This window comes from Kitasatospora cathayae (assembly GCF_027627435.1).
Lineage (GTDB): Bacteria > Actinomycetota > Actinomycetes > Streptomycetales > Streptomycetaceae > Kitasatospora > Kitasatospora cathayae.
Map to the genome: position 1 here is coordinate 1416597 of NZ_CP115450.1, position 14706 is coordinate 1431302.

15 protein-coding genes are annotated in these 14706 nt (G+C 73.5%); 11 read left to right on the forward strand and 4 right to left on the reverse strand.

What is annotated here, in order from left to right; translation table 11 throughout:
• Positions 1-57: 57 nt before the first annotated feature.
• Positions 58-1683 carry an FAD-dependent oxidoreductase gene (locus O1G21_RS06625; protein ID WP_270141599.1) on the reverse strand — a complete coding sequence of 542 codons (1626 nt, stop codon included), beginning with the start codon at positions 1681-1683 and terminating at the stop codon, positions 58-60.
• Positions 1684-1981: 298 nt separating this feature from the next.
• On the opposite strand from O1G21_RS06625, the gene O1G21_RS06630 reads away from it, so the two are divergent.
• From O1G21_RS06630 to O1G21_RS06670, 9 genes are all read left to right on the forward strand, one after another.
• The gene (locus O1G21_RS06630; protein WP_270141601.1) at positions 1982-3148 is read left to right on the forward strand and encodes a SchA/CurD-like domain-containing protein; all 1167 of its coding nucleotides are present in this window, start codon (positions 1982-1984) and stop codon (positions 3146-3148) included.
• Between the two features lie 31 nt (positions 3149-3179).
• Entirely contained in the window at positions 3180-3605 is a 426-nt protein-coding gene (locus tag O1G21_RS06635) for a cupin domain-containing protein (protein WP_270141602.1), read from the forward strand.
• Positions 3602-4858 carry a beta-ketoacyl-[acyl-carrier-protein] synthase family protein gene (locus tag O1G21_RS06640; RefSeq protein ID WP_270141604.1) on the forward strand — a complete coding sequence of 419 codons (1257 nt, stop codon included), beginning with the start codon at positions 3602-3604 and terminating at the stop codon, positions 4856-4858. Before O1G21_RS06635 ends, O1G21_RS06640 begins: the two co-directional genes overlap by 4 nt.
• Positions 4859-4863: 5 nt before the next feature.
• Positions 4864-6105: a beta-ketoacyl synthase N-terminal-like domain-containing protein gene (locus O1G21_RS06645; protein WP_270141606.1), complete on the forward strand. Its 1242-nt coding sequence runs from the start codon at positions 4864-4866 to the stop codon at positions 6103-6105.
• A gap of 59 nt (positions 6106-6164) precedes the next feature.
• Positions 6165-6425 (forward strand): acyl carrier protein, encoded by a 261-nt coding sequence (locus O1G21_RS06650; protein ID WP_270141608.1) that lies wholly within the window; start codon positions 6165-6167, stop codon positions 6423-6425.
• A gap of 1 nt (position 6426) precedes the next feature.
• Positions 6427-6882 (forward strand): SRPBCC family protein, encoded by a 456-nt coding sequence (locus tag O1G21_RS06655; protein WP_270141610.1) that lies wholly within the window; start codon positions 6427-6429, stop codon positions 6880-6882.
• A complete protein-coding gene (locus O1G21_RS06660; protein WP_270141612.1) occupies positions 6879-7208 on the forward strand; it encodes a TcmI family type II polyketide cyclase in 330 nt (109 codons plus the stop codon). Before O1G21_RS06655 ends, O1G21_RS06660 begins: the two co-directional genes overlap by 4 nt.
• A 358-nt stretch (positions 7209-7566) precedes the next feature.
• Positions 7567-8094 carry a hypothetical protein gene (locus O1G21_RS06665; protein ID WP_270141613.1) on the forward strand — a complete coding sequence of 176 codons (528 nt, stop codon included), beginning with the start codon at positions 7567-7569 and terminating at the stop codon, positions 8092-8094.
• Between the two features lie 110 nt (positions 8095-8204).
• Positions 8205-8924, forward strand: coding sequence for a class F sortase (locus tag O1G21_RS06670; protein WP_270141614.1), 720 nt, complete (start codon positions 8205-8207; stop codon positions 8922-8924).
• Between the two features lie 75 nt (positions 8925-8999).
• Here the strand turns inward: O1G21_RS06670 and O1G21_RS06675 are convergent, their stop codons facing one another.
• Positions 9000-10034, reverse strand: coding sequence for a methyltransferase (locus O1G21_RS06675; RefSeq protein ID WP_270141615.1), 1035 nt, complete (start codon positions 10032-10034; stop codon positions 9000-9002).
• 25 nt (positions 10035-10059) lie between these two features.
• Positions 10060-11139 carry a right-handed parallel beta-helix repeat-containing protein gene (locus O1G21_RS06680; RefSeq protein WP_270141617.1) on the reverse strand — a complete coding sequence of 360 codons (1080 nt, stop codon included), beginning with the start codon at positions 11137-11139 and terminating at the stop codon, positions 10060-10062.
• Positions 11140-11415: 276 nt separating this feature from the next.
• Here O1G21_RS06680 and O1G21_RS06685 point away from each other — a divergent pair, with 276 nt between their 5' ends.
• Entirely contained in the window at positions 11416-12363 is a 948-nt protein-coding gene (locus tag O1G21_RS06685) for a deoxyribonuclease IV (RefSeq protein ID WP_270141618.1), read from the forward strand.
• Positions 12364-12509: 146 nt separating this feature from the next.
• Here O1G21_RS06685 and O1G21_RS06690 read toward each other — a convergent pair whose 3' ends face one another.
• Positions 12510-12737 (reverse strand): hypothetical protein, encoded by a 228-nt coding sequence (locus tag O1G21_RS06690; RefSeq protein WP_270141620.1) that lies wholly within the window; start codon positions 12735-12737, stop codon positions 12510-12512.
• Positions 12738-13198: 461 nt separating this feature from the next.
• Between O1G21_RS06690 and O1G21_RS06695 the strand changes: the two genes are divergently transcribed.
• A complete protein-coding gene (locus tag O1G21_RS06695; protein WP_270150798.1) occupies positions 13199-14632 on the forward strand; it encodes an amino acid permease in 1434 nt (477 codons plus the stop codon).
• Positions 14633-14706 lie beyond the last annotated feature (74 nt).

Below are 14706 nucleotides of genomic sequence, written 5' to 3' on the forward strand. Positions count from 1 at the left end.
TCGCTGAGTCGACCGGCGGGCCCGTCCGCGTGCGTGAGTCCGCGTGCGTCGGCGGCGTCAGAGGTCCAGGACCGCGCGCAGCGCGGCCTCCACCTCCGCCTCCGGGTCGGCGACCGGGCCGGGCGAGCGCCAGGCGACGAAGCCGTCCGGGCGCACCAGCAGCGCTCCGCCCGGGCCGAGGCCGTGCAGGGCGGCGAAGTCCGTACCGGGCTCCGGGGCCAGGTCGTCCTCGGCGCCGTCGCCGATCCGGTAGGCGTCCAGCGGGACGGCCAGCCGGTCGGCCGCCCGCCGGGCGCCCTGCTGCCAGGCCGTGCCCTCCGGACCGGTGAGCAGCACCATCGCCTGCTCGTACAGGTCCAGCGTGGACAGCCGTACGCCCGCGCGCAGCAGCCACTGGTGCGGGGCGCGGCTGCCCGGCTCGCCGGCCGACTCGAAGGTGTCCGGAACGACGGCGCCCGCCGGGTCCGTGCCGAGCACCGCGCCGCGCGGGTAGCGGTAGCCGAGCGCCACCGCCAGCACCCCGGCCTGCCGGCCGACGCCCGGGACCACCGCGTACCCGGGGTGGCTGTGCTCGGCGGAGCGGGCCGAGGCGCGCTCGCTGGTGACCTCGGCGACCGGGCGGCGCTCCTGCCCGTACGTCTCCAGCAGGCCGGGCCCGGCCCAGCCGCACAGCACCGCGGCCAGCTTCCAGGCCAGGTTGTGGGCGTCCTGGATGCCGGTGTTGGAACCGAAGGCGCCGGTCGGGGACATCTCGTGGGCGGAGTCCCCGGCGAGGAAGACCCGCCCGACGCCGTACCGCTCGGCGACCCGTTCGGCGGCGTGCCAGGGCGCCCGGCCGGTGACCTCGACGTCCAGTTCGGGCAGGCCGACGGCGGTGCGGATGTGCCGCTCGCAGCGCTCGTCGGTGAAGGCCTCCAGCGGCTCGCCCTGCTCGGGGTGCCAAGGCGCGTGGAAGACCCACTCGTACTGGTTGTCCACCGGCAGCAGCGCGCCGTCCGCCTCCGGGTTGGTCAGGTAGCAGGCGATGAAGTGCCGGTCGCCGACCACGTCGGCCAGCCGCTTGGCGCGGAAGGTGATGCTGACGTTGTGGAACAGCTCGCCCTTGCCGGTCTGGCCGATGCCGAGGCGGACCCGGGCCGGGCTGCGCGGGCCGTCCGCCGCGATCAGGTACTCCGATCGCACCACCCGCTCCTCGCCGGTCTCCCGGCTGCGCAGCAGGGAGGTGACGCCCTCGGCGTCCTGCTCGAAGGAGACCAGCTCGGTGCTGAAGCGCAGCTCGCCGCCGAGCTCGCGGGCCGCGCGCACCAGCACCGGCTCCAGGTCGTTCTGACTGCACAGGCACCAGGAGCTGGGGCTGAACCGGGCCAGTTTCCCGCCCGGGTCGATCTCCCGGAACAGCCACTCCTGCTCCTCGCCGGTCAGCGAGGGCGCCTGGAGGATGCCGTGGTTCGGGGCGAGCACCGAGGCCGCCTCGCGGATCGCCGGCTCGATCCCGGCCACCCGGTACAGCTCCATCGTGCGGATGTTGTTGCCTCGTCCACGCGGGTGATGCGAGGTGTCGGCGTGCTTCTCGACCAGCAGGTGCCTGACACCCAGTCGGCCGAGGAACAGCGAGGCCGACAGCCCGACCAGGGAGCCGCCCACGATCAGGACCGGCACCCGGTCGTCAACCTTCGGATTCATCAATTGCTCCACCCTGTAAGGGGATTCCGCGGCCCGGCAGCTGGACTCGGCGCCGCCCTCGACGGGCCCGCACAGCCGGGGCCCCGCTCTTCCATCCCCCGCCCGAGGAGGGCTGTGCCGCCCCTTCCCCCGGATGGCCCGCAAATCTCGCGCCGCGCCCGGTCGGCCGCTCACGATCGACCTCAGGCCTGGCGCCGACTGCCCGGGCCGACCGCCATCGCACCCCCTCCGCCAGGCCGGGAGTACCGGACGCGGCCGTCAGGACCCGCCGCGAGCGGCCGAGAGCAGAAAGTGGATCATGACAACTCTGTCCGAACCGCAGCCGAAGCAGCACCAGGAGTCCGACACCCGGCTGAGGGTGGTGCTGATGCTGGAGATCCAGGACGGCGCCCAGCAGCGCTTCCTCGATGTCTACGAGCAGTTGCGCCACCAGGTGGCCGCGGTGCCCGGTCACGTCAGCGACCAGCTGTGCCAGTCCATCGACGACCCCCGCCAGTGGCTGATCACCAGCGAGTGGGAGGACCAGGAGGCCTTCCTGCAGTGGGTGGACAGCCCCGCCCACCGCGAGATGGTCAAGCCGATGCACGGCTGCGTCAGCGACAACTTCCGTTCGCTGCGCTACGCCGTCCTGCGCCAGACCTCCGCGGACGGCGCCACCGGCACCCGGGCCCCGATCGAGGTGCCGCCCGGCCTGCCGCGCACCGAGCCCGCCGGGCACGTCGGCCCGCCCAGGGCCGAGCCGGGCCCGGACGGCGTGGTGCGCCACGCGCTGACCTTCACGGTCAAGCCCGGCAGCGAGGCCGAGGTGGCCCGCATCCTGTCCGGCTACGCCTCCCCCAAGGCCGAGGTGGACGAGCACACCCGGCTGCACCGCACCTCGCTGTTCATGCACGGCAACCGGGTGGTGCGGGCCGTCGAGGTGGTCGGCGACCTGGGCGCCGCGCTGCGCCACGTGGCGATGCAGCCCGAGGTGCGGGCGGTCGAGGAGGAGATCAACCCGTACCTGGAGGAGGCCCGGCAGTTCGGCGACCCTGAGTCCGCCCGCGCCTTCTTCGCCAAGGCGGCACTGCCCGCCCGGCACCAGGCGATCGCCAGCTCCCCGGCCTCCGGCCGGCTGCACCGGCACGCCGTGCTCTACCCGGTGCGCCCGGGCCGCGGGCAGGCCGTCGCCGAGCTGCTCTTCGACCACGACAACCTCGCCACCGCCGACCCGACCGGTCCGGTCGCGGCGGCCACCGTCTTCCGGCGTGAGGACACCGTGGTGCGGCTGGTCGACCTGCGGGTGCCGGCCGAGGCCGACCCGGCCGCCGCGCTCGGTGTGGCGGGCGAGCACGAGGCGGCCGAGCTGGCCAAGCTGCTGGACCTCGGCCCGGCCGGCGACCTGCGCACCGTCGCCGGCCTGAGCGCGTTCCTCGCCGCCCGCGCCATGACCCCGGTCACCGACCGTAGCTCGCTGAGCGACTGACGCTCAGTCGACCCTCCTGGAGGAACACACCATGACCACGCAGTACCCGCGGATCATCAGCGTCGACGAGGCCCCGGAGAACCGCCGCCACGGCGCCGAACTGCGCACCATGCTCACCCCTCCCAGCTGCGGGGCGACCAGCGGCTTCATGGGCCTGGCCATCATCAAGCCCGGGGAGCGGATCAACGAGCACTACCACCCGTACTCCGAGGAGTTCGTGTTCGTCGTCTCCGGCGACCTGGAGGTGGACCTGGACGGGAAGACCCACCCGCTCAAGCCGGACCAGGGCCTGATGATCCCGATCAACATGCGCCACCGCTTCCGCAACGTCGGGAAGACCGAGGCCCGGATGGTCTTCCACTGCGGCCCGCTCGCCCCGCGCCCCGACCTCGGCCACGTGAGCACCGAGGAGGGCGCCACCTCCGGCCCGCCGGAACACGCCAAGGTGGGCTCGTGACGCGGCGCGTCGCCGTCACGGGGATCGGTGTGGTCGCGCCCGGAGGGATCGGGATCCCCGCGTTCTGGGACCTCCTGACGGCCGGCCGCACCGCCACCCGGGGCATCACGCTCTTCGACCCGACCGGGTTCCGCTCCCGGATCGCGGCCGAGTGCGACTTCGACCCGGCGGCCCACGGGCTGAGCCCGGACGACGTCCAACGAGCCGACCGCTACGTGCAGTTCGCGATGGTCGCGGCGGCCGAGGCGGTCGCCGACGCCGGGCTGGACCTGACCGCCGAGGACCCCTGGCGGATCGCCGTCTCGCTCGGCACCGCCGTCGGCGGCACCACCCGGCTGGAGCACGACTACGCCCTGGTCAGCGCCACCGGCACGCGCTGGGACGTGGACCACCGGCAGGCCGAGCCGCAGCTGCACCGGGCCTTCGCACCCAGCACGCTGGCCTCCGCAGTGGCCGAGCGGGTCGGCGCGCACGGCCCGGTGCAGACCGTCTCCACCGGCTGCACCTCCGGCCTGGACGCGATCGGCTACGGCTTCCAGGCGGTCGAGGAGGGGCGCGCCGACATCTGCGTCGCCGGCGCCTCCGACTCCCCGATCTCGCCGATCACCGTCGCCTGCTTCGACGCCATCAAGGCCACCAGCGAGCGCAACGACGACCCGGAGCACGCCTCCCGCCCCTTCGACGCCCACCGGGACGGCTTCGTCCTCGGCGAGGGCGGCGCCGTCCTGGTGCTGGAGGAGCTGGAGCACGCCCGCCGCCGCGGCGCCCGGATCTACGGCGAGGTCGCCGGCTTCGCCACCTTCGGCAACGCGTACCACATGACCGGCCTCACCAAGGAGGGGCTGGAGATGTCCCGGGCGATCGACCACGCGCTCGACCACGCCCGGGTCAACCGCACCGACGTCGACTACGTCAACGCGCACGGTTCGGGCACCAAGCAGAACGACCGGCACGAGACCGCCGCGGTCAAGCGGTCGCTGGGCGACCACGCCTTCGCGACGCCGATGAGCTCGATCAAGTCGATGGTCGGGCACTCGCTCGGCGCGATCGGCGCGATCGAGGTGGTCGCCTGCACCCTGGCGCTGGCCCACGGCGTGGTGCCGCCCACCGCCAACTACGAGACTCCGGACCCGGAGTGCGACCTCGACTACGTGCCGCGCACCGCGCGTGAGCTGCCGCTGAGCCACATCCTCTCGGTCGGCAGCGGATTCGGCGGATTCCAGTCCGCCGTCGTGCTCAACAGAACGGGGTAAATGCCATGACGTCACGTCAGCAGGGCCGCCGGGCGGTGGTCACCGGCCTCGGCGTGGTGGCGCCGAACGGTGTCGGTGCCGACGCCTTCTGGAAGGCCACCAGGCAGGGCGTGAGCGTCCTCGACCGGATATCCCGCGAGGGCTGCACCGACATGCCGCTCAAAGTCGCGGGCGAGGTGCGGGACTTCGATCCGCAGTCAGTGATCGACAGTCGCTTCCTCGTACAGACCGACCGCTTCACCCACTACGCGATGGCCGCCGCCGACCTGGCGGTGGCCGACGCCGGGTTCCGGCCCGATCCCGACCAGCCGTACGCGGTCGGCGTGGTGACCGCGGCCGGCTCCGGCGGCGGCGAGTTCGGCCAGCGCGAGCTCCAGCAACTCTGGGGCCAGGGACCGCGGTTCGTCGGACCGTACCAGTCCATCGCCTGGTTCTACGCGGCCAGCACCGGCCAGATCTCGATCCGCGGCGGCTACAAGGGCCCGTGCGGGGTGGTCGCCAGCGACGAGGCCGGCGGCCTGGACGCCCTCGCGCACGCCGTGCGCGCGGTCGAGCGCGGCACCGACGCCGTGGTGGTCGGCGCCGCCGAGGCCCCGCTGGCGCCGTACTCCATGGTCTGCCAGCTCGGCTACCCCGAGCTCAGCCTGGCCGACCGGCCGGACACGGCCTACCTGCCGTTCACCGCGCGGGCCTGCGGCTTCGCCCCCGCCGAGGGCGGCGCGATGTTGCTGGTGGAGGACGAGCAGGCGGCCCGGCGGCGCGGCGCCAACGTCCGGGCGTACCTGGCCGGGCACGGCGCCACCTTCACCGGGGCCTCCCGCTGGGAGGAGTCCCGGGAGGGGCTGGCCGCCGCGATCCGGATCGCGCTGGACGAGGCCCGGGTCGCGCCCGAGGAGATCGACGTGGTCTTCGCGGACGCCCTCGGCTTCCCCGCCGCCGACCGGGCCGAGGCCCTGGCATTGGCCGACGCACTCGGCCCGGCCGCCGAGAGCGTCCCGGTCACCGCACCCAAGTCCGGTACCGGGCGGGCCTATTGCGGCGCCCCGATGCTGGACGTCGCGGCCGCCGTCCTGGCCATGGAGGACGGCGTGCTGCCGCCCACCCCCAACGTCACCGAGGTCTGCCACGACCTCGCCCTGGTGACCGACCGCGCCCACCCGGCCGAGCTGCGCACCGCGCTGGTGCTCAGCCGCGGGCTGATGGGCTCCAACTCCGCGCTGGTGCTCCGGCGCGGCGAGCAGTCCTGACTTCCCCGTACCCCCGATTCCCCGAACCTCCGATCCGCTGCACCTTCGAAGGGAAACCCGTGAGCAACAACCTCAGCTATCCCGAGCTCGCCGCCCTGCTCCAGGCCCGGGCCGGCGTCACCGTCACCGCCGGCGACCTGGAGCAGCCGGGCGCCCAGTTCGACGACTTCGGCATCGACTCGCTCGGACTTCTCGGCATCGTCGGCGAGTTGGAGAACCGCCACGGCCTCAAGGTCACCTCCGGCGCCGAGTCCGCCAAGACCCCGGCCGAGTTCCTCGAGCTCGTCAACAACTCCCTCTCCGCGAAGGCAGGCGCCTGAGATGCCCGGACACACCGACAACGAGATCGTCATCAACGCTCCGCTCGACCTGGTCTGGGAGATGACCAACGACCTGGAGAACTGGCCGGAGCTGTTCAGCGAGTACGCCTCCGTGGAGGTGCTGGAGCGCGAGGGCGACCGGGTGCGGTTCCGGCTCACCATGCACCCGGACGAGAACGGCAAGGTGTGGAGCTGGGTCTCCGAGCGCACCACCGACCGGTCCTCGCTCGCGGTCAACGCCCGACGGGTCGAGCCCGGCCCGTTCGAGTTCATGGAGATCCGCTGGGAGTACGCGGAGGTCCCGGCCGGCACCAGGATGCGGTGGATCCAGGACTTCGCGATGAAGCCCACCGCGCCGGTGGACGACGACGGCATGGTCAACCACATCAACCGCAACTCCCGGATCCAGATGCAGCTGATCCGCGAGAAGGTCGAGAAGGCGGCGGCCGAGCGATGACCGAGACCCACCGCGCCCTGATCGTCGCCCGGATGAAGCCCGACGCCGCCCCGGACATCGCCGAGGTGTTCGCCGACTCCGACCGGGGCGAACTGCCGCACCTGATCGGCGTCACCAGCCGCAGCCTCTTCCAGTTCGGCGACGTCTACCTGCACCTGATCGAGGCCGACCGCCCGCCGGGCCCGGCCGTCGCCAAGGTCGTCGGCCACCCGGAGTTCCGGACCGTCAGCGACCGTCTGACCGCCTTCGTCCAGGCCTACGACCCGGCCACCTGGCGCGAGCCGAAGGACGCGATGGCGCGCGAGTTCTACCGCTGGGACCGCTGAACCCGGTCCCGTCTGGGCCCGCCCCCGGCCGTGTGCCGGGGGCGGGCCCATGTGCGCGCCCGGACCGCGCAGGGGTGCGCGGCCGCATCAGCCGTGTGCGCGCACACCTACCATCCGGTCACCCCGGTGCCCGCACGTACCACCCGACACCGGCGCGAGTTCACCCGGATCGCCGGGGCACTCGGGTGAACACGGCCAGGACTCCACCCGAAGGGCTCACTCTCCGTGGGGGTGGCTCCACTCTCCGGTGGCACGCGGCCGCCCTGTGGTTGACGGTGGATCAGGCGCCACTTCTCGCGAATCCCCATGACCGGCACCCGCCGGCAGTCGCGGTCCGTGCGCCGAAAGGATCATCCTCATGCGTTCTGCACGCACGCTGCTCGCCGGAGCGGCGGTCGCCGCCCTCCTCACCGCCGGCGCGCCCATGGCCTTCGCCGACGGCTCGTCGGACCAGGGCAAGAACATCAGCTGGCAGGAGAAGCAGTCCGACAGGGGCTCCGAAGGCCGAGGCGACGAAGGCCGAGGCGACGAAGGCCGGGGCAATGAAGGCCGCGGTAACGAAGGCCGGGGCAATGAAGGCCGCGGTAACGAAGGCCGCGGTAACGAAGGCCGGGGCAATGAAGGCCGCGGCAACGAAGGCCGCGGTAACGAAGGCCGGGGCAATGAAGGCCGCGGCAACGAAGGCCGGGGCAACGAAGGCCGCGGCAACGAAGGCCGGGGTGGGGAGCACGAGGGCCCGCACGGCGGCGTGCACACCGGCGGCGGCGGTCTGGCGCTGTCCGGCGGTGGCCTCGCCTCCGGCGCGGTGCTGCTGCTCGGCGGCCTCGGGGCCGGCGCGTACGCGCTGCGCCGCGGGCGTCGCGCGTCCGGCGCCACCGCGGTCTGACGCCTACTACCGCCGCCTCTGGGCGCCTCCCCCGGCCGGGGTGGGGCGCACGGGGGCGGCGGGCCGTCGTGGAACAGGCTCCTGACGAAGACTTCGAGCGGAGGACAGGAATGACCGGCGGTCCCGGCTCCGGAATGACCCGGCTGCTGCGCGGCGGGATGGGCGCGGCGGCGGTCGGCCTGCTGCTGATGTACAACTCGGTGGACCCCGAGCCGGGCACCGGCCCGGTCGCGGGGAAGGCCGCTCCCCCGGCGGCCGTCGCACCCGCCGTCCCGGGCCGGTCGGCCATCGCAGCCGCGCCGGCGGCGCCCGCCGCCGCGCCGGCCGTACCGGCCGCACCGGCCGCACCGGCCGCACCGGCGCTCAAGCGCTCCAATCCGACCCGGCTGCGGATCCCGCAGATCGCCGTGGACGCGCCTTTCACCGAACTCACCCTCAACCCGGCCGGCCAGCTCGACGCGCCGCCGCCGGACGACAAGAACCTGGTCGGCTGGTACCGGGACGGCGTCACCCCTGGCGAGCGCGGCAGCGCGGTCGTCGCCGGGCACGTGGACACCACCAAGGGCCCGGCGGTGTTCCTGCTGCTGAGGCTGCTGGTCCCGGGCAACAAGGTCGAGGTGAGCCGCGCGGACGGCACCGTCGCGGTCTTCAAGGTCGACTCGGTGGAGACCTTCGCCAAGGACGCCTTCCCCGACCAGAAGGTGTACGGCACGACCCCGGACGCCCAACTGCGACTGATCACCTGCGGCGGCGCGTACGACAAGAAGCGCCGGGACTACCTGGACAACGTGGTGGTCTTCGCCCACCTGGAGTCCTCGCACAAGGCCTGAGGCCGGCACATCGAACGGCCGCTGCTCCCCCGTCGGCTCGGGGAGCAGCGGCCGTGGTGTGGGCCGGCGGGCCGGTCAGACCCGGACGGTGGCCTCGAAGGCGTGCAGGTAGGGGTTGACCGGGCGGACGGCGGTGACGTCGAGGCCGGCCTCCTCCATCAGGTGGACCATGCTCTCCTCGGAGTGCTTGGCGCCGCCGACGTTGAGCATCAGCATCAGGTCCATGGCGGTGGTGAAGCGCATCGACGGGCTGTTGTCGACCAGGTTCTCCACCACCACGACGCGGGCGCCGGGGCGGGCCACGGCGACCACGTTGGCGAGGGTGCGGCGGGTGCTGTCGTCGTCCCACTCCAGGATGTTCTTGATGATGTAGAGGTCGGCGCGGACCGGGATCTCCATGCGGCAGTCGCCCGGGACCAGGCGGGCGCGGGCGGAGAAGACGCCGCCGTCCTGCAGCCGGGGGTCGGCGCCGGCGACGACCTTGGGGAGGTCGAGCAGGGTGCCGTGCAGAGCCGGGTGCTTCTCCAGCAGGCTGGCCAGCACGTGGCCCTGGCCGCCGCCGATGTCCGCCACCGAGTCGATGCCGGTGAGGTCCAGGTACTCGGCGAAGTCCTTGGCGGACTGCTGGCTGGAGGTGGTCATCGCCTTGTCGAAGACCTTCGCCGAGTCGCCGGCGTCGCTGTGCAGGTACTCGAAGAACTCCTTGCCGAACAGCTCGGGGAAGACGTTGCGCCCGGAGCGCACCGCCTCGTCCAGCTTCGGCCAGGCCTCCCAGGTCCACGGCTCGGTGCACCAGAGCGAGATGTAGCGCAGGGAGTTGGGGGCGTCCTCGCGCAGCAGGCGGGACATCTCGGTGTGCTCGAAGCGGTCGCCGGCGGTCTCGGTGAAGATCCCGTAGCAGGTGAGCGCGCGCAGCAGGCGGCGCAGCTGGCGGGGTTCGGTGTCCAGCTGCGCGGCGAGGTCGGTGACGCTGGTCGGGGTGTCGCCGAGGACGTCGGCGACGCCGAGCCGGACGGCCGCGCGGACCGCTGCGGCGCAGGCGGCGCCGAAGACGAGCTCGCGCAGGCGCATCGCGGCCTGGTGGGTGGTGTTGGCGGGTGCTGTGGTCATGGATGGTCCTTCCCGATCGGGGGCGTCAGCAACGGCCGGACGGCTCGGAGACCGAGCAGGTGTTGCGGGCGAAGGTGTTGGCGGTGCCGGTGTCGCGGTCGGCGAGGTCGGCCGGGCCGTTCCCGCTCAGCTTGTTGTCGGCGATGGTCGCTCGGGTGTTGGGGATGCCGACGACGCTCTTGAACAGGACGATGCCGCCGGAGAAGTCCGTGCTGCCGACGTTGTCGTGGACCTCGTTGCCGGTCACCCGGGTGTCCTCGGTGCCGGTGAGGACGATGCCGGTGCCCTGGATGGCGCCGAGGCGCGGGTTGGCCGGGCAGAACTTGTTGTTGGCGATCACCCGGTTCTTCCGGACGTCGAGGTCCCCGGCGCGGGGCACGCCCTCGTCGCCGACCACGAAGACGCCGCTGCAGTTGCCGCTGATCTCGTTGCCCTGGACGGTCAGTACGCGCAGCCGGCGCACGGTGACGCCGACCCGGTTGCCGGTGACCACGTTGCCCTCGACGACGGTGCCCCCGGTGTCGGGCGCGCCGCCCTCGCGGTGGGCGTAGTTGGCGAGGAAGACTCCGGACTCGCCGTTGTCGGTCGAGCGGTTGCCGAGGACGGCGGCCTTGGTGGACATCTCCTGGCTGATGCCCTGCTGGCCGTTGTCGTGGACGTAGGTGGCGCGGACGGCCAGGCCGGTGGTGCCGCTCGCGTCGATGCCGTTCTTCTTGAAGCCGGTGACGGCGAGGGCCTCGAGGGTGACGTCGGGCAGCGGTGCGGCCTCGGTGCCCACCACGCAGATGCCGTGCCCGGCGGTGGCGCAGGCGTTCTCGCTACCGGTCCCGGGGGTGATCACGCTGGCCGGTCCGGCGCCGCGCAGGGTGAGGCCGGGGGTGGTGATGCGGACGCTGCCGCGGTAGGTGCCGGGGAGCAGTTCGACGGTGTCGCCGGGCTGGGCGGCGTCGACGGCCCGCTGGATCGATTCTCCCGGCTGGACGAGGTGCAGGGTGCCACCGGCAGCACGGGCCGCGGGTGCGGCGGCCAGGGTGGCGAGGGCGGTGGTCAGCGCGGTGGCGGCGGCGGTGGCCGCGGCGAGGTGGTTGACCCGACACATGGGCATGAGTGGTGACCTGCTCTTTCGGCGCGCGCGGTGGAGGGTTCGCGGGTCGGCGGTCCCTGTTCGGGGAGCCCGTCCGACCCGGTGTGTGCGGGTGGTGACGTTCGGTGAGTACGGCCGAGTCGACGGTACGGTCACCCGGGGAGGGCCGCCACCAGGGCTGGGCTGCCGGGCTGACGGGGCGTCGGCCACCGGTGGGACGCCCCGGCGTGGCGTGCGTGGCCCGCGGCGACGGGCCCGGGCGCCGTCGTCGCCCCGGCCCGTGACATCCTCGGGGGCATGAGCACCGTGCCCGTACCGTCCGTCGCCGCCCGCCGCAATCCGATCGGCGCCCACGTCCCGGTGGCCGGCCGCGGCCTGGCCGGGACGGGTCTGGCGTACGCGGCGAAGGTCGGCGCCGAGACGGTGCAGGTGTTCGTGGCCAACCCGCGCGGCTGGGCCACTCCCGCGGGCAATCCCGCGCAGGACGAGGCGTTCCGCGCCGCCTGCGCCGAGCAGGGCATCCCGGCCTGGGTGCACGCGCCGTACCTGATCAACTTCGGCTCGGACAATCCGGCCACCCGGGAGCGTTCGGCCGACTCGCTGCGGCACTCGCTGCACCGCGGCCACGCGATCGGCGCGCTCGGCGTCGTGCTGCACACCGGCTCGGCGGTCGGTGCGGGCCCCGACGGCGGCTCGCGCCGGGCCGAGGCGATGGCGCAGGTGCGCGCCGACGTCCGACCGTTGCTGGACGAGTTGGACGCGCTCGGCGACGACGCGCCCTGGCTGCTGCTGGAGCCGACCGCCGGTCAGGGCAGCTCGCTCTGCTCCCGGCTGGAGCAGCTGGCCGAGTACGTGGCGGCGCTGGACGGGCACCCCAAGGTGGGCGTCTGCCTGGACACCTGCCACGCCTTCGCCGCCGGGCACGACCTGGCCGCCCCCGGCGGGGTGACGGCCGCGCTGGACGCCCTGGCCTCGGCCGCCGGTCCGGGGCGCCTGCGGCTGATCCACGCCAACGACTCCGAGGACGTGGTCGGCGCCCGCCGGGACCGGCACGCCAACATCGGCGCCGGGATGATCGGCGCGGAGCCGTTCCGGGAGCTGTTCGAGCACCCGGAGACGGCCGGGGTGCCGCTGCTGGTGGAGACCCCGGACCGCAAGCACGGCGGGGACGGCACCGGGCACGCGATGGACATCGCGGTGCTGCGGGAGCTGCGCGGGCGGGCGGCCGTCCCGGTCAAGCCGTAGCGGCTGCCGGTCGGGCCAGGAGCCGCTGAACCGGGGCCTGGCGAGCTGGCGCCCCGGCGCCGTCGCTCTCGGAGGTCCCGGCGACGGAGGGGCAGCACCGAGCCCGGGGGCCGACGGGCGGCCTCCGGGCTCGGGGTGCGGGGGGATCAGCAGCCGCAGTCGCCCACGCTGTCGCTGTGCTCGTGGAAGTTGAACCAGCTGGCGTGCGGGCCGAACAGGCCGACGCCCGCGGAGCCGGACTCCAGGCTCTGGCTGGACGACTGCGCCTGCATCGGCGCGTGGCCCCAGGCCATCGCCGAGGTCGGGACCGCCGCGACGGCACCGGCCACGGCAACGATCACGGCGAGCTTGCGGATGTTCCCACGAAGCGACATCTGATGTCCTTTTGGTTCGTCTCTCTGGTCCTCGACCCGAGCCCCCGATCGGCCGGTTCGAGCCGGTTCGACGGGCCGGGCGGCGCCCCACCGGGGAGGCGCCGCGCCAAGGTTGGCACACGAACCCGCAGGTGGGGCGCGCGCCGCGACCGGGGTGGGGCATCCGGGTGACACATCTACCCCGGCCGGACGAACGCGGCCGGACGGCGGCGGTGACGGCGGTGGTCGGACGGCTTCGCGCGGCCCGACCGAGGCGGTCGCAAGCCCGCACCGCGGGTCGAAGGCCTCGCGGGGCGCACCGGACGAGTGCCCGTCCGAGCGGCGTGCGGCCGCAAGTCTTGCGGTGATCCGCCGGGGCGGATGAACAAATCCCATCGATTTGGTGCAAGGTGCCGCCCGGTCCGAGCATGAACGGTCGCTCCACCGAGCACGAGCAGGACCACGAAAGGCGCACCACCCTCATGCAGACCAGCCCCGCCGCAACCCGGCAGGCGACCCGACCGAGCAGCCCGGCCAGCGCTGATCCGGCGACCCCGGACCCGGCCACCCCGGACCCGGCCACCCCCGCTCCCGCGAAGAACGGCCGCTTCGGACTGGCGACCGCCACCGCGCTGGTGATGGGCAACATCATCGGCGGCGGCATCTTCATGATCCCGGCCGCCGTGGCGCCGTTCGGGACGGTCAGCCTGCTCGCCTTCGTCGTCCTCACCGTGGGCGCGATCGCGCTGGCGCTGGTCTTCGGGCAGCTGGCCCGCCGCAACCCGCGCACCGGCGGGCCGTACGTCTACGCCCGCGAGGCCTTCGGGGACTTCGCCGGCTTCCTGTCGGCCTGGTCGTACTGGATCACCACCTGGGTCAGCAACGCCGCGCTCGCCGTGGCCGCCGTCGGCTACCTGGACGTGCTGGTGCCGGTCGGTCACGACACCGCGCTGGAGATCACCGCCGCGCTGGCCTTCCAGTGGCTGCCCGCGCTGGCCAACCTGGCCGGCACCCGGTTCGTCGGGGCGGTCCAACTCGTCTCCACCGTCCTGAAGTTCATCCCACTGCTGCTGGTCTCGGTGGGCGGGCTGTGCTTCTTCGACCCGAAGAACATCGGGCCCTTCGACGGCAACGGCCAGGGCTGGATGGGCGGCATGACGGCCGCCGCGGCGATCCTGCTGTTCAGCTACCTGGGCGTGGAGTCGGCCGCGATGAGCGCCGGTCAGGTCCGCGACCCCGAGCGCAACGTCGGCCGGGCCAGCGTGCTCGGCACCAGCGGCGCCGCCGTGGTCTACCTGCTCGGCACGCTCGCGGTGTTCGGCACCGTCGCGCACCAGCGACTGGTCAACTCCAGCGCACCGTTCTCGGACGCCATGAACGCGATGTTCGGCGGCACCTGGGGCGGCACGGTGATCGCCGTCGCCGCGCTGATCTCGATGACCGGCGCGCTCAACGGCTGGACCCTGCTGGCCGCCCAGGCGCCGTACGCGGCCGCCAGGGACGGGCTGTTCCCGGCCGCGTTCGGCAAGGAGAAGCGCGGCGTGCCGACCTTCGGCGTGATCGTCAGCGTCGCCCTGGCCTCGGTGCTGACCATCGCCAACTTCGCCAGCGGCGCCAAGGGCGCGTTCGACATGCTGGTGCTGGTCACCACCTTCACCGCGGTGGTGCCCTACCTGCTGTCCACCGCCGCCCAGTTGTACTGGCTGGTCCGCGGCGCCACCGACAAGGTCGACGGCGCCCACCTGGTGCGCGACGCCGTCCTCGGCCTCGGCGCCTTCGCCTTCTCACTCTGGCTCCTGGCCGGTGCCGGCTACGCCGCCGTCTACCAGGGCGTGCTGTTCCTGTTCGCCGGGATCCTGGTCTACGTCTGGCTGGCCGGGCGCCGCCGGGCCCGGCCGGAGGACGACGCCCGCTGACCTCGTTGCCGAAGGTGGCCCCGGTGTGCGGTGTACCGCGCGCCGGGGCCACTTCTCTTGTGCTGGAACGGAGT